This is a genomic window from Veillonella sp. CAG:933, from assembly GCF_000431435.1.
GTDB lineage: Bacteria > Bacillota > Negativicutes > Veillonellales > Veillonellaceae > Veillonella_A.
In genome coordinates this window covers 1-21915 of the sequence record NZ_HF986191.1, presented here as the reverse complement: position 1 = coordinate 21915, position 21915 = coordinate 1, and the positions used below count along the sequence as shown (strand labels likewise).

At 42.7% G+C, this 21915-nt stretch carries 16 protein-coding genes, 1 tRNA gene and 1 pseudogene (1 of these 18 only partly in view); all 18 read left to right on the top strand.

Annotated elements, in window-relative coordinates:
• A pseudogene (rseP, locus tag QZL64_RS05620) lies at positions 1 to 843 on the top strand (RIP metalloprotease RseP) (it extends 206 nt beyond the left edge of the window).
• Positions 844 to 857: 14 nt separating this feature from the next.
• Positions 858 to 1937: a flavodoxin-dependent (E)-4-hydroxy-3-methylbut-2-enyl-diphosphate synthase gene (ispG, locus tag QZL64_RS05615; protein ID WP_021841023.1), complete on the top strand. Its 1080-nt coding sequence runs from the start codon at positions 858 to 860 to the stop codon at positions 1935 to 1937.
• 4 nt (positions 1938 to 1941) lie between these two features.
• Positions 1942 to 3660: a proline--tRNA ligase gene (locus QZL64_RS05610; protein ID WP_021841022.1), complete on the top strand. Its 1719-nt coding sequence runs from the start codon at positions 1942 to 1944 to the stop codon at positions 3658 to 3660.
• An 81-nt stretch (positions 3661 to 3741) separates the two neighbouring features.
• On the top strand, positions 3742 to 4239 hold the full coding sequence (locus tag QZL64_RS05605) for a PHP domain-containing protein (RefSeq protein ID WP_021841021.1): 498 nt from the start codon (positions 3742 to 3744) through the stop codon (positions 4237 to 4239).
• Complete coding sequence (locus tag QZL64_RS05600; protein WP_296309357.1) at positions 4232 to 4564, top strand: hypothetical protein; 333 nt, start codon at positions 4232 to 4234, stop codon at positions 4562 to 4564. The genes QZL64_RS05605 and QZL64_RS05600 overlap by 8 nt, the downstream gene beginning before the upstream one ends.
• Positions 4565 to 4675: 111 nt before the next feature.
• Positions 4676 to 5524: a hypothetical protein gene (locus QZL64_RS05595; protein WP_021841019.1), complete on the top strand. Its 849-nt coding sequence runs from the start codon at positions 4676 to 4678 to the stop codon at positions 5522 to 5524.
• 138 nt (positions 5525 to 5662) lie between these two features.
• Positions 5663 to 6973 (top strand): tRNA (N6-isopentenyl adenosine(37)-C2)-methylthiotransferase MiaB, encoded by a 1311-nt coding sequence (gene miaB / locus QZL64_RS05590; RefSeq protein ID WP_021841018.1) that lies wholly within the window; start codon positions 5663 to 5665, stop codon positions 6971 to 6973.
• A gap of 140 nt (positions 6974 to 7113) precedes the next feature.
• Positions 7114 to 9846 carry a DNA mismatch repair protein MutS gene (mutS, locus tag QZL64_RS05585; RefSeq protein WP_021841017.1) on the top strand — a complete coding sequence of 911 codons (2733 nt, stop codon included), beginning with the start codon at positions 7114 to 7116 and terminating at the stop codon, positions 9844 to 9846.
• Complete coding sequence (gene mutL / locus QZL64_RS05580; protein ID WP_021841016.1) at positions 9846 to 12053, top strand: DNA mismatch repair endonuclease MutL; 2208 nt, start codon at positions 9846 to 9848, stop codon at positions 12051 to 12053. Before mutS ends, mutL begins: the two co-directional genes overlap by 1 nt.
• 2 nt (positions 12054 to 12055) lie before the next feature.
• Entirely contained in the window at positions 12056 to 12865 is an 810-nt protein-coding gene (locus QZL64_RS05575; RefSeq protein ID WP_021841015.1) for a class I SAM-dependent methyltransferase, read from the top strand.
• Between the two features lie 81 nt (positions 12866 to 12946).
• On the top strand, positions 12947 to 13879 hold the full coding sequence (miaA, locus tag QZL64_RS05570) for a tRNA (adenosine(37)-N6)-dimethylallyltransferase MiaA (protein ID WP_021841014.1): 933 nt from the start codon (positions 12947 to 12949) through the stop codon (positions 13877 to 13879).
• 37 nt (positions 13880 to 13916) lie between these two features.
• The gene (locus tag QZL64_RS05565; protein ID WP_021841013.1) at positions 13917 to 15164 is read left to right on the top strand and encodes a methionine gamma-lyase family protein; all 1248 of its coding nucleotides are present in this window, start codon (positions 13917 to 13919) and stop codon (positions 15162 to 15164) included.
• Between the two features lie 339 nt (positions 15165 to 15503).
• Positions 15504 to 16565, top strand: coding sequence for a tRNA 2-thiouridine(34) synthase MnmA (gene mnmA, locus QZL64_RS05560; protein WP_021841012.1), 1062 nt, complete (start codon positions 15504 to 15506; stop codon positions 16563 to 16565).
• 281 nt (positions 16566 to 16846) lie between these two features.
• Complete coding sequence (gene lepA, locus QZL64_RS05555; protein WP_021841011.1) at positions 16847 to 18649, top strand: translation elongation factor 4; 1803 nt, start codon at positions 16847 to 16849, stop codon at positions 18647 to 18649.
• A gap of 103 nt (positions 18650 to 18752) precedes the next feature.
• Positions 18753 to 19931 carry a radical SAM family heme chaperone HemW gene (gene hemW / locus QZL64_RS05550; protein ID WP_021841010.1) on the top strand — a complete coding sequence of 393 codons (1179 nt, stop codon included), beginning with the start codon at positions 18753 to 18755 and terminating at the stop codon, positions 19929 to 19931.
• A gap of 152 nt (positions 19932 to 20083) precedes the next feature.
• A tRNA-Ala gene (locus QZL64_RS05545) sits at positions 20084 to 20159 on the top strand.
• Positions 20160 to 20305: 146 nt separating this feature from the next.
• Positions 20306 to 20890, top strand: a complete 585-nt coding sequence (locus tag QZL64_RS05540) for a hypothetical protein (protein ID WP_021841009.1) — start codon at positions 20306 to 20308, stop codon at positions 20888 to 20890.
• Between the two features lie 227 nt (positions 20891 to 21117).
• A complete protein-coding gene (locus QZL64_RS05535; protein ID WP_021841008.1) occupies positions 21118 to 21843 on the top strand; it encodes a hypothetical protein in 726 nt (241 codons plus the stop codon).
• The last annotated feature ends 72 nt before the right edge of the window (positions 21844 to 21915 follow it).

Sequence of the window (21915 nt, the reverse complement as noted above, 5' to 3'; positions counted from 1 at the left end):
CCTCTCGGCGGTTATAATAAAATCGCCGGTATGGATCCGGAAGAGCCGCTCGATGACCGTTCGTTTTTAAATAAACCGGTATGGAAACGTTTTGTCGTTATTGCTGCCGGTGCAGTATTTAACTTCTTATTGGCATTAGTTTTATTTTTTATAGTTTATGTGGCCAATGGCATTCAGACACCTTCTATGGAACCGGTAGTAGGGAACATGATGAATGGCTCACCGGCTATCAATGCTCAGATGGAGCTTAATGACCGTATCGTATCGATTAACGGAAAGCCTGTAAATGAATGGACGGATATTTCAAAAACACTACAGGGAACGGCTAATACGATTGTGCCGATTGTAGTAAACCGTAATGGTGTCAATCAAGAATTGACGGCTATTCCGGAAGCGGTTGGTGATGACGGGCGTGCCGTCATTGGTATTAATCCGGTTATGCACTCCCAGCCGTTAAGTCTTGGTGAGTCTGCTATACAGGCTGTTCATACAACCGGTTTTGTTTTAGTTAGTATGGTGGATGGCATTTGGTCCATGATTACAGGTCATGCCAATGCGGAACTTGCCGGACCTATCGGGGTAGCCCAAATGGCCGGTCAAGTGGCTGAAAGCGGTTTTTGGAACTTGCTTCAATTCACCGCCTTGTTAAGTTTGAATTTAGGCGTCATCAACTTATTGCCGATTCCGGCATTGGATGGTGGTCACCTAATTGTTTTAATCATTGAAGGAATTACGAGACGACGTTTGCCGGCGAAAGCATTGTATTATATACAAATGACGGGGGTTTTCATTTTATTGGCTCTCTTTGTATATGCTACGACTCATGACATTAGCCGTCTGTAATATAGGAGTTACCTATGATTAACAGAAAAGAAACAACTCGAATTAAAGTGGGTAATGTACCAATCGGTCATTTTGCACCGGTTAGTGTTCAATCCATGATAACTACGAATCCGGTAGAAACGGAGAAGGCCATTGCCGAAATTAATCTCCTCGCTGAAGCGGGCTGTGATTTAGTACGCCTCGCTGTGCCTGATATGGCAGCCGCTAAGGCTATCAAAGCTGTTAAAGCGGGTGCTCAAATCCCATTGATTGCGGATATCCATTTTGACTATACCTTGGCGCTTGAAGCTATCGACAGCGGTGTTGACGGCTTGCGTATCAATCCGGGGAATATCGGCGGCATCGACAATGTGGTGGCCGTTATTAAAAAAGCTAAACCAAAACAGATTCCTATTCGTATCGGCGTTAATGCCGGTTCGTTGCCGGCTCACATTTTGGAAGCCTATGGTGGTCATCCTTGTGCGGATGGCATGGTAGAAGCGGCTTTGGAACATGTGCGCATTTTAGAGTCTTTGGATTACCGCGAAATGAAGTTATCCATTAAAGCGACTGATGTGCCGCTCATGATTGAAGCCTATCAGAAGCTATCTGCCAAAGTTCCGTACCCCCTCCATTTAGGCGTTACGGAAGCCGGTACAATTACGCAGGGAACGGTTAAATCTTCCATCGGTATCGGTGCTTTGTTAGCGCAAGGTATCGGTGATACCTTACGAGTTTCCTTGACAGGGGATCCGATTCATGAAGTGGAAGTGGGTAAAACAATTTTAAGCTCCTTGGGCCTTCGTACCTATGGGGCGACCATGATTTCCTGTCCGACTTGTGGACGTTGCCGCGTTGATTTATTCAGCATGGCAGAAACAGTGGAAGCACGCCTTAAGAGTATTAAAGAGCCGATTCGCGTAGCCGTTATGGGCTGTGTGGTAAATGGTCCCGGCGAAGCGCGTGAAGCTGATTTCGGGATTGCCGGCGGTGATGGCCGCGGTATTGTTTTCCGCAAGGGAGAGGTCATTAAAACCGTTGACGAAAGTGAATTAGTGGATGCTTTATTCCATGAAATAGAAATGTATTTAGAGTCAAAAGCAAAGGAGTCGTAATTCAATGTTAGCCAGTAAATTATATGCCCCTACATTACGGGAAACACCTGCCGATGCAGATGTAGTCAGTCAACAGTATATGTTGCGTGCCGGTATGATTCGCAAGATGGCCGGGGGGATTTATTCCTATTTACCGTTAGCTTGGAAAAGTATTCGTAAAATTGAAGCTATTATTCACGAAGAAATGGCCAATATCGGTGCTCAGGAAATTATGATGCCGATTATTCAACCTGCTGAAATTTGGCAGGAGTCGGGCCGTTGGAATGTATATGGTGCGGAAATGATTCGCTTTAACGACCGTCATGATCGCTCCTATTGCTTAGGACCAACTCACGAAGAAATGATTACGACCCTAGTAAAAGATGAAGTAAAATCCTATCGTCAGTTGCCTTTGACTCTATATCAAATTCAAAATAAATATCGTGATGAACGTCGTCCCCGTTACGGTTTAATGCGTAGCCGCGAATTCATCATGAAAGATGCGTACTCTTTCGACCTTGATGAAGCTGGTCTCGATAAATCCTATTGGGATATGTATCATGCTTATGAAAATGTATTCAGCCGTTGTGGTTTATATTTCAAACCGGTAGAAGCCGACTCCGGTGCTATTGGTGGCAGCAATAGTCATGAATTTATGGCGTTAGCCGATTCCGGCGAAGCTGATGTAATTCACTGTGAGAACTGTGATTATGCGGCTAATATTGAAATTGGTAAACCGGGTGTCATGAAACAGACGGAAGAACCTTTATTGGAACTTACGGAAGTAGCTACACCGGATGCTAAAACAATTGAAGCTGTAGCTGAGCAGTTATCATTGCCTTTGGATAAAACCATGAAAGCCGTTGTATTGTCCATTGATGGAGTGGTAGTATTAGCTATGGTTCGCGGTGACCATGAAGTGAATGAAATTGCCGTGCAACACGCTGTTGATGGCGGTATTGAGCCTGAAATGGCCAGCGAAGAAGAACTCTTGGCTGCCGGTTTAACCGGTGGCTTTATCAGTCCGGTAGGCTTAAAACAAACGGAAACATTCAAAATTGTTGTTGATGAATCCGTTATGGAAATGTTTAATGCTTGCGGCGGTGCCAATAAAAAGGATGCTCATTATATTAATATCAACCCAAAACGTGATTTTAATTTGGAAGATATCATTGTAGCGCCAATTCGCTTGATTACCACTGATGATGTATGTCCAAACTGTGGCGGTCACTTAGGTATCGCTAAGGGGATTGAAGTAGGTCAAGTATTCAAACTGGGCACTAAATACAGTGAATCCTTAAACGGTACTTATCTCGATCAGAATGGTCGCCCTAATCCATATATTATGGGGTCCTATGGTATTGGTGTTTCCCGCACTTTAGCCGCGGCAATTGAGCAATTCCATGATGAAAATGGTATTATTTGGCCACGCGCCATTGCTCCATTTGAAGTGGTAGTCGTACCAATTAATGCTAAAGATGATGCACTTATGGAAGCAAGTACTAAGATTTATGATGAACTTAAAGCGGCCGGTGTGGATGTATTGCTTGACGATCGTAAAGATCGTGCCGGTGTTAAGTTTAAAGATGCTGATTTAATTGGTTATCCTTTACGTATTACGGTAAGTAAAAATACCTTGGAATCAGGTGCTGTAGAATTAAAAACTCGTAAAACCGGTGAAGCTGTGGAAGTAGCTATTACTGATGTAAAAACAGCTGTAATCGATACGTTAAATACCTTATAATCTATGGCAGTCGATGGGATTCTATCGACTGCCTTTGCTGTCATTAATTCTGATTCGGTGTCAATTAAGGAGGTAATTATCATGTTAGTAGATTTTCATATGCATAGTACGGCGTCTGACGGTGTAATGCGTCCTTTGGATTTACGGGCGGCTAACAAGGCGGCGGGGATTAAAATGATGTCACTTACCGACCATGATACGATTGATGGTTTTATGACTATGTTGAAAGAGCCTGATTTAGATATTGCCGTTATTCCGGGCTGTGAGTTCAGCTCTACTTACAAAGACAAAGACGTTCATATCCTCGGTTATGCTTTTGACTACACGAATAAAGAATTGAATGATTATCTAACATTCTTCAAAGAATCACGTGAAAATCGTATTTTTAAAATGATTGATTTATTGGTTAAAGACGGTTACGATGTATCGGTAGAAGAATTTAAAGAAACATTTCCTAATGCCAGCTCCTTGGGACGTCCGCTGTTGGCACAACTTTTGATTAACAAAGGCTATTTAAAAACTGTTGATGAAGGGTTTGAAACTTTACTTCGAAGAGGAAGCCCCTTACTATGTGCCTAAATTTAAGGCTGATCCGTTAGATGTAATTAATTTAATTCATGATGCCAATGGTTTAGCCGTTATGGCACATCCGAAATTAATTAAAAACGATGACTATGTTCAAGAACTGCTTCAATTACCATTTGATGGTATCGAAGTGTATCATATTATTCATAAAAAAGAAGATGAAGCTCGTTATCGTAAAATGGCTATTCTGCGTAAATTGTTAATTACGGGCGGTTCTGATTTCCACGGCATTGAAACGAAATTACCGAAAGCCATCGGTGATTATTTGATTCAGAGCGAAAGCGTAGCTGACTTTTTACATGTGCTGCAAGCACATTAAGCTAAGTTAACCGCCATTGGCCGTTGGTGAATTTAAAATTCAAAGTGAGAATATAGCAGAATTTTTAAAAGTTTTAGAATCACGTTAAGTACTGAGAAATCGGAGACAGCTATGGAAGTTATTGCTTTTGTAGGCCCAAGCGGTACAGGCAAAAGTCATCGTGCCCTTGTGGTTGCTCATGAAAATAATGCAGAATGCATCATTGATGATGGTATTTTGATTCACAACAATAAAATTGTAGCCGGCTTTTCCGCCAAAAAAGAAGCCAGTCGTCTAAAAGCGGTTCGTCGCGCTATTTTTCAGGACCCGGAACAAATTCGTTCGGTTAAGGAACAATTGGATATAATAAAACCGGCTCGTATTCTTATTTTGGGGACGTCCGAAAACATGGTTAGTAAAATTTCTACCGCCTTAGGTATCGGTAAGCCGTCCCGTTATATTCATATTGAAGACGTGGCATCTACCCGCGAGATTGAAAAAGCGCAAAATGCACGCCTGAAAGAAGGCAAGCATATTATTCCGGTACCGACGATGGAACTGAAACCTCATTTTAAAGGCTATTTGATTGACCCGATTAAATCTATTCTGCGCCGCACTCGTACGAATAAACCGAATGGCACCGGTGCGGAAGATTTTGAAAAATCAGTCATTCGTCCGGTATTCAGTTATTATGGTCGCTTAACTTTTTCAGACCAAGTCATTGAATCATTGATTAAAAACAGTCTCATCAAAGTGCCGGGCATTGCGGGCTGCGAAGATATTAAAATCAAAAAGACGACGAAGGGGACTAATGCGCTGAAACTTGAAATGGGCGTATCTATTTATCGCGGTCGTCCGGTGAAAAAAATAATGAGTGAAATGCACAAAGCTATCAGCAATGAAATTGAATACATTACAGGCATGTCGGTGGAGCGACTGGCCATTGTAGTGGATAATATGGTAGATCCTAAACGAGCCTAATACGTATAAAAGGTTTGAAATAATTTTACTAAATGTATATACGTAGTAAGATAAGTTAAGCAGTATAAGCTGTAAAGCAGTAGAAGAAGTAAGAAGTAAAAAGTAAAGAAATACAAGAAAGACATCTAAGGAGACGATATGAAGCAGTATTATATATTTACCTATGGTTGCCAAATGAACGAAAGTGATTCGGAGCGTTTGGCCCATCAGTTAGAAACAGCCGGTTATACAAATACAGAAAATTTTAAAGAAGCGGATTTGATTATTTTAAATACTTGTTGTGTACGTGAAACGGCAGAACATAAGATTTATGGTCGTATCGGTGAACTCAAGCATTTAAAAGAGAAGAATAAAAATTTAATCATCGCTATTACCGGTTGTATGGCTCAGAAAAACCAGGCGGATATGTTTAAACGAGCACCTCATATCGATATCGTATTGGGGACTCATAACTTGCGTCATATCAATGAAATGGTTGAAGAAGTACAACGCACGCATAAACATCAGATTAATATCGAAATGGATAATTCCGTGCTTCATGAATTGGAAGCGAAACCAATGGGGACATTCTCCGCTTGGGTGCCAATCATGAACGGTTGTAACAAGTTCTGTACCTATTGCATCGTACCTCATGTGCGCGGTCGCGAAATCAGCCGTCCCATCGCAGCGATTGTGGAAGATGTTAAAAAACTCGGCGCCAGCGGTCATAAGGAGATTACCTTGCTTGGCCAAAACGTTAACTCTTACGGCTTAGACTTCAAAGACGGGACGCATTTTGGCGACTTAATCGACGCCCTTGACGGGATTCCGGGGATTGAACGCATTCGGTACATGACGAGTCATCCGCAGGATATGAATAAAGAAATGATTGATGCACTCGGTCGTTCCTCGAACGTAGTTACGCAGCTTCATTTGCCGATTCAATCCGGCTCTAATCGCATTTTGCAGAAGATGAATCGCCGTTATACGGTTGAACATTATAAAGCGTTAATTGATTATTGTCGTGAAAAAAACGACGGTCTTACTTTGACAACAGACTTAATTGTTGGGTTCCCGGGGGAAACGGAAGAAGATTTTCAGGCAACTTTGCAATTATTAAAAGACATTCGCTATGACATGGCCTATACATTTATTTTCTCCAAACGCTCCGGCACGCCGGCAGCTACCATGGAAGACCAAGTTCCTGAAGAAGTAAAACGCGTACGTTTACAAGCTTTGATGGACGTGCAAAATGAAATCTCCTTGGAACTTAATAAGGAAATGGAAGGCAAAACCTATGAAATTATCGTGGAAGGCCCAAGCCGTAACGATGAGGACGTTTGGTTCGGCCGTACGTCCGGCAACAAGATGATTTTATTTCCTAAGGATGAATCCCTAGAGATTGGCCAAACCGTAAATGCGCGTGTTGACCGTGCGCAAACTTGGATTTTATACGGCACTATCATATAATTAAATTCTGACATAAATTATCATTAAATTTTGATATGAATTATCATTAAATTAATCAGACCTAAACAGCTTACTGTGTAAAGTTTTAGGGTCTGATTAATGACTTACTATACAGTGTTTTTAGAAAAGTGGAGGCGTCTATGAGCAAAAAACAAACGCCCATGATGGATCAGTATTTTTCCATAAAAGATAAATACAAAGAAGAGTTGCTGTTTTTCCGTCTCGGTGACTTTTATGAGCTCTTTTATGACGATGCTCTAACAGCCTCGCGAGAACTCAACATTACCCTTACCGGACGTAATTCCGGCGAAGCGGAGAAAGCGCCCATGTGTGGCGTGCCGTATCATGCAGCGGAAAGCTATATTGAAAAGTTAATAAAAAAAGGCTATAAGGTAGCGATTTGCGAGCAGGTGGAAGACCCCAAAGAAGCGAAGGGCATCGTTAAACGCGATGTAATTCGTGTGATTACGCCGGGCACGGTACTTACGGAAAACGGCACGGAAGCGCGTGAAAACAACTTCCTGGCGCTCTTCTACCGCACCGATGAGGCGTTAATTCAGATTTTTTGCGATGTTTCCACCGGTGAAGTGATATGGGATAGAATCAGTCATGGTCAGCGTCAAAACGCCATTCAGGATGCTTTGTCCATGTATCGTCCTTCGGAAATTGTTACCGTCGGCAGCCTGCCTTTGGGCAAAGAGTTACAGGATTTTATCGATGTTCAATTAGACAATGTAGCCTTATCGCCGTTTATGCCGAACTTACCGGTAGCTGATGTGCGCGAGCAGGGCATGATTCACTTTGCCGACGCCGGTTTATTGGAAGAAGATGTATTGGAAGGTTTGGGGTATTTATTGACCTATCTTTCCACCGTAATTAAAACTGATATTTCTCATATCAACTATATCCATCCGCTCCATATCGGCGATCGTATGGTGCTTGATACATCGAGCCTTCGTCATTTGGAAGTAACTCATAATCTTCGCGATGGCGGTGTTAAAGGTACCCTCTTACAGGTATTAGATAAAACCTTGACGCCGATGGGCGCTCGTCTTTTGAAACAATGGGTGGAAAGTCCGCTCATGGATATTCATCATATCGAACGACGTCAGCGTGCCATTACGGAATTGATTGCTAAACCTACGGAACAGGGACGCTTACGGGAATTGTTAAAACTGATTTTTGACTTTGAACGTATTTTGGCTCGTGTAGAGACCGGCTCCGTATCACCCCGTGATTTCACATCACTTCGTGAATCACTCCGTATTTTGCCTGACTTAGTACATATTGCCGGTGCTTTTGAAAGCACTTTACTGCAAGAAGTGGTGAGCCAGATAGACTGTCATGCCGATGTGTATGATTTATTAAATCGTGCTATTGCGGAACAACCGGCCCTTACTTTAAAAGACGGTCGCGTTATTCGCGATGGTTTTAATCAGGAATTGGATGATCTTCGCTCTATGGCGACAAATAGTCAGGAATGGCTACATCGCTTGGAAGAAGAAGCCCGTTCCAAAACCGGCATCCGCCTAAAAACCGGCTACAATAAAGTGTTTGGCTATTATTTTGAAGTATCTCATGCTAATGCAGCCGATGTACCGGATTATTTTATTCGTAAACAAACGTTGGCCAATGCGGAACGCTATATCACACCGGAACTTAAAGAGTTTGAAGTTAATATATTAAGCGCTAAGGACAAGATTATTTCCTTAGAGCAAAAGCTATATCAAGAACTTCGTGAAGCCGTTAAAGAAGCGGTAAAACCGATTCAGGCAACGGCTAGGGCTCTAGCTAATCTTGATGTTTTATCCGGTCTGGCTCAAGTGGCTTATGAAGAGAATTACATTTGCCCGACTATGACCATGAACGGCCAAATCACAATTCGTGACGGTCGTCATCCGGTTATTGAAAAATACTTGAAACGGGAAGTGTTTGTGCCGAATGATGTAACGCTAAATCACAGCGGCGAAGAATTCTTGCTCATTACAGGGCCTAACATGGCCGGTAAGTCCACGTATATGCGCCAGGTGGCGGTACTCATGATTATGGCGCAAATCGGTTCTTTCATTCCCGCTCGTGAAGCCGTTATTTCACCGGTTGATCGTATTTTTACCCGTGTGGGTGCCAGCGATGATATATCTACCGGTCAAAGTACATTCATGGTAGAAATGAAGGAAGTTGCGTATATTCTTAACAATGCAACATCCAATAGTTTGCTCATTCTTGATGAAATCGGTCGCGGTACCAGTACCTTTGACGGTCTCAGCATTGCGCAAGCCGTGGTGGAACATATTTGTAAACATATTCACGGTAAAACCTTGTTTGCAACGCACTATCATGAGCTTATTTGTTTGGAAGAACAGTATGAAAAACTTAAAAACTATACGGTAGCCGTTAAAGAAAAGGGGAAAGATGTTGTCTTCCTCCGTCGTATTGTACGGGGCGGTGCGGACCGCAGCTACGGTATTCATGTTGCCAAATTGGCAGGTCTGCCAAATTCCGTATTAAAACGGGCAGAAGTTATATTAGCTGCCTTAGAAGGCTCGGCCGTTGAAGAAGCCGCCACATCACGTGGTAACAGCGGTGCCGTGCGGGAAGCTCGCATGAGTACTTCCGGTGGTTCGCAAGAGGCTATGCCGTTGAACGGTGCAGGCGCTTCGGCTAACGCCGGTGCTGATAGTTTCGTCAATGAAAGTGGCAAGGGGAATGGAGCTAATGATACAACCTTTGCCATGCCGACTAATGCCAATTTATTCACTACGTCCGTATTGGATGATTTACTGGCGGTCGACGTAATGAGTTTGACGCCGATTGAAGCACTTAACGTACTCTATAAATTACAGGAAGAGGCCCGCAAGGGAGGTGGCCGTTAATGGCTCTGATTCATGTTCTTGATGAAGTTACAATCAACAAAATAGCGGCCGGAGAAGTAGTTGAAAGACCGGCTTCAGTTATTAAAGAGTTATTGGAAAACTCCCTCGATGCCGGCGCCACTTCCATTGAAGTCGAAATCGCCAACGGCGGGACTACGTATATGCGTGTTACCGATAACGGTTCAGGCATGACCGAAGAAGATGCGCGCTTGGCGGTTTTACGTCATGCTACCAGCAAGATTCGTTCGGTGGATGATTTATTTGATATTGCGTCCTTAGGCTTTCGCGGTGAAGCCTTGGCCAGTATTGCCTCCGTGTCACATTTCAGTTTAATCACCCGTAAAGTTGATCAGGAATTGGGCACACGCATCCTGATTGATGGCGGTAAATTTACCGATTGCCTGCCTTTTGGAGCGCAACCGGGCACGACCATTGAAGTGCGTGATTTATTTTACAATACACCGGCACGTCGTAAGTTTTTAAAAACGGATCGTACGGAAGCGGCTAAGATTCAGGATATCGTCGGCAAATTGGCCCTTAGCAATCCCCATGTGGCCTTTAAATTGATTAATAATGATACTGTGAGTATCGTCGTGCCGGGGAATAGTAATCTCGTCGATACAGTATCCGCTTTATACGGTTATAAAGTGAGTGATGATATTTTCCCCATTGCTTATGAATCGGAAGGCATTACGATTCATGGTGTGGTAAGTAAGCCGACCTTATTAAAAAGTAGTCGTATTTGGCAGACTGTAGTGGTTAATAATCGTGTTATCGGCGATAAAGCCATCACGAAAGCCATCGACAATGCGTATCATGCGTTGTTACCAAAGGGCGGCTATCCTTTGGTGTTGCTAACGATTACGGTACCACCGGGCACTGTTGATATTAATGTGCATCCGCGTAAGAGCGAAGTTAAATTCGAAGATGATAAGCCTGTATTTAAGGCCGTGTATCATGCGATTTTGCAAGCTTTACAAAATCCGATGCAGCAGATGGCCGGCCGTGATAATTCCGGCATGGACGGTTTAGAAGGTTTTGGTGGCGGCGATGACAGTATTACTACCGCCGTTAATTATGAAAAAGCCTTTACCAATCATGATTTGGCAAAAATCAATGATATTGACATCACTTCCGATGGTGGTTCGGCCATTAATCTTGAGTTTGATACGGTCGGTTTTAATGATGCCACAGCTAATCGAAGTAGTACCGGTCAAATAGGTAGTGTCAATTCCACCGGTTCGGCAGCTTATCCGTTCGCGGAAGTTTCTCAGCAGGCTCGTGAAAAAACAAATGAATTTGTGAATCGAATTCGCCGTGAAGGTTTTGAAGCGCCAACGCGGGCGACCTATGAACAAAGTTCTTGGATTGAGTCGGGCGATTTTAACGATGCTGTTGTGCCAAAAAGCTATACGGAAGAAGATAAAGAGAAATTCCGGCAGTTAGCTTCATCCCTACGGGGAAACGCCGGCTATGGTTCCGATGGCACAGGCGGTTACGGCGCTAATGGTGGCGTCGGTTATGCGTCCGATGGTGCAGTCGGATCGGGTTCCAATGATTCCGGTACAGCAGAAATGCCTTCAGGGGTAGATACTGCACTTGGAAGTACAGCAAATGGCAATAGTTTCAACGTCAATACGACCGGGCTCTTGCCATTGGGTCAGGTTGCGGCTTGTTATATTTTGGCAAAAAAAGGCGATAATCTGTATATCATTGACCAACATGCGGCGCATGAACGGATTCGTTATGACCAACTTTGTAAATCCGCTGAGGCTATTCCGATGCAGGAACTTTTGATTCCACAATATATTGAAGCCAATGAGGAAGAGTTAATTATTGCGGAAGAACAAAATAACACCCTTCTTAACTTAGGTTTCCAAGTTGTGCAAGGCGGACCTACTCAGTTAAAAATTGAAGGACTGCCTATCGATCTGGTGGAAAGCAAGGGCGAAGAAATCTTGCGCTATGTTTTTTCATTGTTAAAAGATTATCAGACGCCCACAAAAGCGCAACTTCGTCATGAAATGCTCGCTTATGCATCGTGCCGGGGGGCTATCAAAGCGGGTCATACCTTGAATACCTATCAGATGTCCGTTTTGATTGAGGAATTATTCCATACGGATAAACCGTATGTTTGCCCGCACGGTCGTCCGACGATTATAAAATTTACGCCGGAAGAATTGGGCAAATTATTCTTACGGAGTTAATGATGATTAGTGAAACATTGAATTGCGGAGCCATTGTGACGACGTCGCAAAAAGGTAAGGGTGATTTGATTCCCCGAGCTAAAGGGGCCGCCAAACTGCTTAGGATTCCTTATGTAGAGCGGAAGCGCTTGTCCTTGGCTAATTTACAAGCTAATCATAAAAATAAAGATATTTTAATCTTCAGTCAAAAGGGGCCGCAGCTTTTTACGGGCGAAGGTAAGGCTCATGAATTCCACCTATCTATGGCGCAACTTCGCCTCATCGCTTATGACAGAGGCGAAACCGATCATTTGGTGGAAGCTCTCGGCCCCGAAGCGATATCATCGTTTTTAGATTGTACGGCCGGTCTTGGCAGTGATAGTTTGGTGGTAGCCTATGCTAAACGGTCATGTAAAAAGATGGTAGCGCTTGAAGGTAATCCTTTACTGGCGTATATTACAAATTACGGCTTACGTCATTTTGTCCACGAAAATGACACTGTAACGGCAGCGCTGCGGCGTATTCAAGTTTGCGCCGTGCGATTTGAAACCTTTTTACAAAGGGCCAAAGACGATAGCTTTGATGTTGTCTATTTTGATCCTATGTTTGAAGTGCCCGTTACGGAAAGCCCACAGTTTTTAAGCTTGCGCGGCCATTTAGTGGAAAGCGTTTTTACCGAAGCAATATTACGCGAAGCGAAACGTGTAGCCAAAGAAAGAGTTATTGTAAAAGAACGACCATTCAGTTCGATTTTTCAAACTATGGAGCCTGATGAACTGTTAGGCGGTAAATATAGCCGCGTAGCCTATGGCGTCTATAAAGTAAAAGGGTAGCCGTGATTCGGTTTATATAATAAAACAGCTTGAATCTTACAAGATGGCTTACCAATAGTTTTCATAGGAAGGAGGTATCGTATGGAACAATTGATTACTATTTTAGGGCCTACGGCTGTGGGCAAAACCGATTTAACGTTGCGACTCGCAGAGAAACTTAATGGAATAGTTATTTCCGGCGATGCCTACCAAATTTATAAAGGCCTTGATATTGGTACAGCGAAACCGTCTCGTGAAGAACTCGAAGCGGTGCCGCATCGTTTGATTGATATTCGGTCTGCCGATGAATCGTATAGTGCCGCCGATTTTCAGGAAGAAGCACGTCGGGAAATTACAAAAGCTCATACAGAAGGCCATATGCCGATTCTGTCAGGTGGTACCGGTTTTTATGTACAATCCTTGTTGGAAGGCTTTGATTTTTCAGTGGAAGGACCGAATACAGGCATTCGTGAACGGCTCGATGAATTATGGCAAACAAAGGGCGATGAAGGTCTTTTGGTCTATGCCGAAGAATTAGCCAAAAAAGGCGGTATTGAGCTTCGCTTCACCGATAAACACCGCTTATTCCGTGCCATTGAATTGATGGAGCAGGGTAACTATGAGGCCTTGACTAATCAGACGAAAGCAGGCTTATCCTTTGAAGGTCCGGTTATCGGTTTGCGCCGTAATCGTGAGGAACTGTATGAACGAATTAATTTACGGGTCAACATCATGGTAGAGCAGGGCCTTTTTGAAGAAGTGGAAAGGCTCGTGGCGGCCGGTGTATCGCCTGATTGTCAGGCGTTTAAAGGCATCGGCTACAAAGAAGTGGTGGCATATTTTAACGGTGAATGCACCAAAGCCGAAGCCATCGCTGCCATACAGCAAAATACGCGCCGTTTTGCCAAACGTCAAATTACTTGGTATAAACGTATGCCTTATATAGTTTGGATTGATTGCGATAATGGTCGCAGCGGTGATTCGATTTTTGAAGAAGCGATGAGTTTAATTCAAAAATCGGGCATCATAGTATAAGTTGAATTTAATTTTTAAGTTAGGATGTTTTGAGATAATGAATTTAGATAGTATACGGGACGAAGCTTTGCGTATGGCAGAGCCTCAATTTAAACAGTTTGAACCAATTGCCTTGCACAATACTAAGAAGGTGTTGGAAGCCTTTAAAGAATGTCAGCTCAGTGATTATCACTTCAACGGCTCCAGCGGTTACGGTTATAATGACAGTGGTCGTGAAAAGTTAGACGAAGTGTTCGCACATGTGTTTAAAGCGGAAAAGGCCTTAGTACGTGCCCATTTCGTGTCGGGCACGCATGCTTTGGCAACGACGTTAATCGCATTGCTCGGCAGCGGTAAGCAAGGTAAAGAGTTTGTGTATGCTGTAGGCGCCCCGTATGATACGATGCAGTCTGTCATCGGTGTACCCCATCCTGTGCGCAATTCTTTAGTGGAACGGGGCTTTATTTATAAAGAAGTACCGCTAAAAGACAATACCTATGATTTGGACGGTATTGCCGAAGCCGTAACCGAAAATACCCGGGTAGTCGTAATTCAACGCTCGCGCGGTTACAGTACCCGTGAACCACTTTCCGTTACGGATATTGAAAAAATCTGTAAAGTAGTTAAAGCCAAGAATCCCGAAACAATTTGTTTCGTAGATAATTGTTATGGCGAATTTACCGAAATGTCGGAACCGCTTGAACACGGTGCCGATATCATGGCCGGTTCTCTAATTAAAAATGCCGGCGGCGGTATTGCTCCGACCGGTGGTTATGTAGCCGGTAAAGAATCGTTGGTTGAAGACGTGGCTTATGAATTGACCGCACCGGGCTTAGGTGACCACATGGGTTCCTATTCGCCGGGCTATCGCTTGTTCTTCCAAGGCTTATTCTTGGCACCTCATGTTGTGTTGCAGGCCTTGAAGGGGGCTGTATATACAGCAGCGGTGGGTACACTTCTTGGCTATGAAGTATTCCCTAAAGTGGATTCCCCTCGATTTGATTTAATTCAGGCAATTAATTTGCATAATGCGGATGAAATGGAGCAATTCTGCCGCGGTATGCAAGCTTACTCGCCGGTAGATGCTCATGTGCGTCCCGTACCGGGTGATATGCCGGGCTATACGGATCAAATTATCATGGCCGGCGGCACCTTTGTACAGGGTTCATCCATCGAACTCAGTGCGGACGGTCCGGTTCGTCCACCGTATACTATCTTCATGCAGGGCGGCCTTGTATTTGAACATTCAATGCTCGGTATTTTGGGCGCTGCGGAAGAAATCTTAGCTAATCGTAAAGCCGAGTAAGCTTTCAGAGCCTGTGAGGGTTATCCTTAAGTTTTAGTATAATTGTAAATTTAAGACGTAAAATAAGGCGTAATATAGGATGTAATGTGATTCCAAAAATCATAAGATTAAGATATCTCTATATATTACGCCTGTTTTATGGTATACTAACTGTTGCTTTAGTATAGTGATACTGCTAATTTTTATAATTGTGAGCTTCGGTTTTTATATGAATTAGCAATCATTTTAAAGCATTTGTGTATTTTATATTTTTATTGTCGGTATATACATATTCGGACTTTCACTCTGTATGATGTATTATTGAGTTTACCAGGTCAAGCGACCACAGAAGGAGAAAGCATGGAAAACGTTGTAGCAGTTGCAATGAGTGGGGGCGTAGACAGCTCCTTAACAGCGTCGATGCTGTTAGAACAAGGGTATAAGGTATTTGGGATTACCTTGCGTTTATGGGTAAGTGACACGGATCCTGATGATGTGCCACTCGCCGTAACGGACGCTAAGAAAATGTGTGATTTTCTTGGCATTGAGCATCATGTAGTCGATGCTCGAGATGTTTTTTACGATAATGTCGTAGATTATTTTGTTAATGAGTATGCCGCCGGGCGCACACCGAATCCTTGTGTATTCTGTAATAAAAATATAAAATTTGATTTGTTATTAAATCGTGCTCTTGAATTGGGCGCATCCCATATGGTAACCGGTCACTATGCACAAGTGCGTTATAATGAAGCAACGAAGCTCTATGAACTTCACAAAGGTGCGGATCCGTCCAAGGATCAGAGTTATGTATTGTATACCTTAAATCAGCACATTTTGAGCCATTTGATGTTCCCATTAGGTGCGCAGAAGAAGACATTGACTCGCGCCATGGCTAATGACCGTGATTTACCGGTAGCGAATAAGCCGGACAGCGAAGATATTTGTTTCTTGCCTAACCATAATTATCAGGGCTTTATTCAGAAGCAGTTATCTGAACCTGCTAAATCGGGCAATATTGTTCATGAAAATGGTGAGATTTTAGGCCGTCACAACGGTTTATTCAACTATACCATCGGCCAGCGTAAAGGTCTCGGTGTTGCCTATAAATATCCACTTTATGTAGTTCGTCTTGATGGTGAAAAGAATGAAGTCATTGTAGGACCGGACGAAAGTTTGTTTACAAACCGTATGATTTGTAAACATTACAATTTCTTATCCGGCATGATTCCTCAGGAATTACATGCATCCGGTAAGATTCGCTATGCAGCCGAACCTTCGCCATGTGTAGCCCGTATTCTTGATGATGAAACAATGGAAGTTATTTTTGAAAAGCCGCAACGCGCGATCACACCGGGCCAATCGGTAGCCTTCTATGAAGGAACTCAATTACTTGGCGGCGGTGTTATTGAAACTGTTTGCTAGTTTAAGCTAAAGCGGTAACTTAAGAAGCTGCTAACTAGTCAAGAAGCCTGTAACCGAGAGGGGTTACAGGCTTTCTCATTGCACTAATAGACGATATGCCATAGTAATGTTATAATATTATGATAGATTATATTATATGTATATAGTAAGCACACTTAAACTAGAATTATTCAATAATTTTAGTTCTTTTATATTGGTTTAGATTTATTGATTGCTCAACCGTTGCTCATCCTAAATTATTGAGAATGACGTGGTTAAGCTAACTATGAGGAGAATGGAACATGGTAACTGAACATATTCGCAATTTCTGCATTATTGCCCATATAGACCACGGGAAATCCACCTTGGCTGACCGTTTAATAGAAGCAACGGGAACGCTCACAAAGCGTGAAATGGAAGCTCAGGTGCTTGACTCCATGGACTTGGAAAGAGAACGTGGGATTACAATCAAAGCGCAATCCGTTCGTTTATTGCATACAGCTAAAGACGGCAAGCAGTACACCTTAAATTTAATTGACACTCCGGGTCATGTTGACTTCAGCTATGAAGTATCCCGTTCCTTGGCTGCCTGTGAAGGGGCTTTGCTTGTTGTGGATGCCGCGCAAGGCGTAGAAGCGCAAACCTTGGCTAATGTATATTTGGCATTGGAACATGACTTGGAAATTATTCCGGTTATTAACAAAATCGACTTACCGAGTGCCGACGTAGATCGAGTAAAAAAAGAAATTGAAGATATTATCGGTCTCGATGCATCCGATGCTATTTTGGCCAGTGCCAAGTCCGGTATTGGTATTCAAGATATCTTGGAAGCCATCGTAGAACGCATTCCGGCTCCGGAAGATAAATCCGATCAGCCGACCAGAGCCCTTATTTTTGACTCCCGCTTTGACTCTTACAAAGGTGCTATTGCCTATGTACGAGTTAAAGAAGGGTCCCTCAAAAAACGTGACATTATTCGCATGATGCACGATCAAAAAGACTTTGAAGTGACTGAACTCGGTGTTTTCACACCGAACTTGTTGCCGGTGGATGAATTAACTTGTGGCAGCGTAGGTTGCGTGGCCGCAAGCATTAAGAACGTAGGCGATTGTCATGTAGGCGATACCATTACGAAAGCGGATGATCCGGCGGCGGAACCGTTACCGGGCTATCGTAAAGCCGTATCCATGGTGTATTGTGGTCTCTATCCGACTGACAGTAAAGATTATGACAACCTCCGTGATGCCCTTGAAAAGCTGAATTTGAACGACGCGGCTCTCGAGTACGAACCGGAAACATCTATTGCCTTGGGCTTCGGTTTCCGTTGCGGCTTCCTCGGCCTCTTGCACATGGACGTTATTCAGGAACGTTTGGAACGGGAATACAATTTAACGTTAATTACGACGGCACCGAGCGTAAACTACAAAGTGCATAAAACAAACGGTGAGATTTTGGAAATCGACAATCCGTCCAAATTGCCGCCACCAACAGAAATTGACTTTATCGAAGAACCGTATGTTAAGGCTACGACCATCGTACCTAAGGACTTCGTCGGGGCCATTATGGAATTGTCCCAGGATAAACGCGGTGAATACCAATCCATGGAATATTTGGATGAAACTCGTGTTTCTATCGTATATCATTTGCCATTGGGCGAAATCATTTACGATTACTTCGATAAATTGAAATCCGCCACTAAGGGTTATGCATCCTTAGACTATGAACTCATCGGTTATCAGGCATCTCCGATGGTTAAAATGGATATTCTCTTGAATGGTGAACCGGTGGATGCGTTGAGTATCATCGTTCATAAAGATAGAGCGGCTACCCGCGGTCGTGCGTTGGCTGAAAAGCTTAAAGAATTGATTCCGCGTCAAATGTTTGAAATTCCGATTCAGGCAGCTGTCGGTAATAAAATCGTAGCTCGTGAAACGGTTAAAGCATGGCGTAAAGACGTTTTGGCTAAATGTTACGGCGGTGATATCAGTCGTAAACGTAAATTGTTGGAAAAACAAAAAGAAGGTAAGAAGCGTATGAAGGCAGTAGGTAGCGTAGAAATTCCGCAGGAAGCGTTCATGGCTATTCTTAAAGTTGATGACAAGTAAGGCAGTAAATGAGTTGGCAAGCCTAGATGGATTTTTAAGAATACAGGTTATACTGACTCTGCTGTTTGACTGATTTATATTAAAAAGATAAAGGAGATTGTGTATGGATTCCACATTCACACCCTCTTTTGCGACGTCTCGGGATATGGGGGTGTACCTTCATATCCCGTTTTGTCGTAAAAAATGTTCCTATTGTGACTTTGCCTCTTACGAAGGGTTAGAGGCGTATTACGATGATTATGTTGATGCCTTGTGCGATGAAATTAAACTATGGGCTTCGACGTATCCGGAAAGTGCCAAGATACCGGTGAATACCATCTACTTCGGTGGGGGTACGCCTACACAGTTATCCCTCAGTCAATTGGAGCAGATTTTAAATACCCTATATACCTATTATCCTTGTGATTCGGTGCGCGAATTATCCATGGAAGCTAATCCCGGTGAAATCGACATTGAATATTTAAAAGGGCTGAAATCTTTAGGCGTTACTCGTCTGAGCTACGGCGTACAGACCTTTGACGATAATTTGTTGCAGCTACTGAGACGTGGTCATAATGCGCATATGGCCAAACAAGCGATTACCGATGCACTGTCGGTAGGTTTTCAGTCGGTAAGCGGTGATTTGATTTATGCCTTACCGGGACAGACGTTAAAAGACATAAAGACCAATGTAGCAACATTGCTTAATTTAGGTGTCAGTCATATATCTATTTACGGCTTACAGTTGGAAGAGGGGACCAACCTTCATAAACAGGTGGAACTTGGTCAGCTCGATTTGCCATCGGATGATGAAAATGAAGCTATGTACGATTGTATGCTTGATGAATTGAAGGTTCATGGCTTCGAACGGTATGAAATTTCCAATTTTACCAACAATGGATCTTATAGCTATCATAATCTACGCTATTGGCAGTATAAAGAGTACTTGGCTTTTGGTGCCGGTGCCTATTCTTTTTATAAAGATGTACGGCGCAATAATGAACCGTATGTGGTGCCTTATATTAATCGGCTGCGCCAGAATTTATTGCCCATTGTATTCGAAGCGACTATCAGTGAAAACCGTGCGGTAGAGGACTTTTGTTTCTTAGCATTGCGGACCAAGTGGGGCCTTTCTGAAAAAGCTTTTAAAGAACGATTTAATGAGTCTGTTCAAGATATTTTCGGCGATGAAATAGTGCACTTAATAAAGCAAAGGTTATTGGTAGAAACCGAAGAAGGCTGGCGACTCACGCGTGACGGCGCTAAACACGGTAATTATGTGTTCAGTCAATTTATACGCTAAGTAAAAGGTGTAAAGGCTCTTAGAAGTTTTACGAAACTCAAGACTTTTAAGAGTCTTACATTCAGTATATGATTCTTAAATTGCAATATGAAATTTAAAATTTATATTGACAAACAGGTGAGAGTTTTAGTATTATGTAATCTGTAATGCACGGGGGTATAGCTCAGCTGGGAGAGCGCTTGAATGGCATTCAAGAGGTCAGCGGTTCGATCCCGCTTATCTCCACCACATTAGAAACCGCACAGAGGTGCGGTTTTTTTATTTTCATCTTTGCAGTTCAGATATTATTAAATTATTGATTAATATGATAAAATAATGAAAATGATTTTATATCATTATTTTTTATATTATTGTTTTAGCTGGGAGGTTGGAGAATGAAAAAGTTAGTGTTACTGTTAGTGGTTTTAGTGTTTGGCATCATTGTGGGTGGCTGTAGTAATTCGATAGATAGCTTAATCGGTGGGGACAAGAATGCCAATGTATTTACCGATCAGGGTTTAGCCAATAAGATTATGGATGACCTGAAGAATAGGCCGGAGTTGAAGGGCCATGATTTGAAAGCAATGGACGATATTTATCTGATGTATCATAAGGAAACCGGCATGACCGGCAGAATTGATGTGCAAAAACCGGGCACAACAGATCAGGTTGTTCGTTATGATTATAAGGACGGAAAATGGTCTGATCCGAAACCGCTCGAATTAATCGGTCCCGGTAAATTAGAAGAAAATCTGGGAGATTTAAACAGTATTGATTTTAATAAAGTAACAGATATCTATAAAGTCGCCGAAGAAAAAGCTAAGAGCATTGAAGGCGGTAAAGTAGAAGACGTTATATGGTACGATTATCGTATTAATCGGGGCGTTTTTGAAGCCACTATAAAAATAAACGGCACCAAGGAAAGATATGCATTAAGATTTGATGCGCAAGGCAATTTTATAAAGGAAATTAAAGAGTAAATTGCGGAGAGTAGTAGCCTCAGAGCTGCTACTCTTTTTCTGTAATATAATGGTTAAGGCGCGCATAATAGAGAGAAACAAATAATTAAATCATTAGAGTCGTTGCCGTAACTGACTTATTTATAGTTTTCATTGGTAATCTAACTTAACTTGTCATAGATATACATTCGTGGTATGCTTTTACTGTTATAAAATATGTTAAACTTATAAGGTTAGGAAGATAAAGTATGAAAGATTATGTAAATTTTGGCTGGCGAGCCTGCTTTGCCGGCATTATTTTTGATTTGTTAAGTTTATGTGCCGTATTCTTAGTGAGTAAAGGTATTTACGGATATGTAACGGGTGACAGATTCTACCTCGTTTCCGGTGTCGTATTGTTTGCGGTTATTACTATTGCAGGGCTCTTATGCCGCAATTTATATACTAAAGGACTGACAAAACGTTTTCCCGACACCAATGTATCCAACAGTGCCTTTCTTTTTGTTTTGTATGGTGTAGCTTTGACGATAGCCATTGTGTTGGGGATTATAGCCATGCTCATTATGGTTCTTTTGATGCAGGAAATGCAGTCGGGGCAGTTGGCCGACACCTATAACGGCATTAACATTTACGTTCTTTATATGGGGGCTTCCGCAGCTACATATTTTTATTTCCTTCTTTATACAACAGCCAGCGTCGAATATGTGTGGCGCCGCTTTTTACAAAAGAATCTCGCCTTATTGCAAACGGAAGCAGCCAAAGATACGGTGGATGCTTCCGATGTGGTAACGGCCATTATTGAGGCCGGTGAATCAGGTTTAGATAACAGTGGTCTAAAGAAACTGGGCGATGTGGATGATTTTAAAGAAAAAGTCCAAAGCGCCACCGGTAAAAAGGTTTATAACGCTGATTCCGATGTACATACTGCAGATGACGAAGCCATGGAAGTGGAAGGCTCTAAGAGCTCGATTTAATGCTTTTTTACGATTTAATCCCGGTTTAATTGAACCGGGATTTTTTTTGTACGCCGAATAGGCATGACAAAA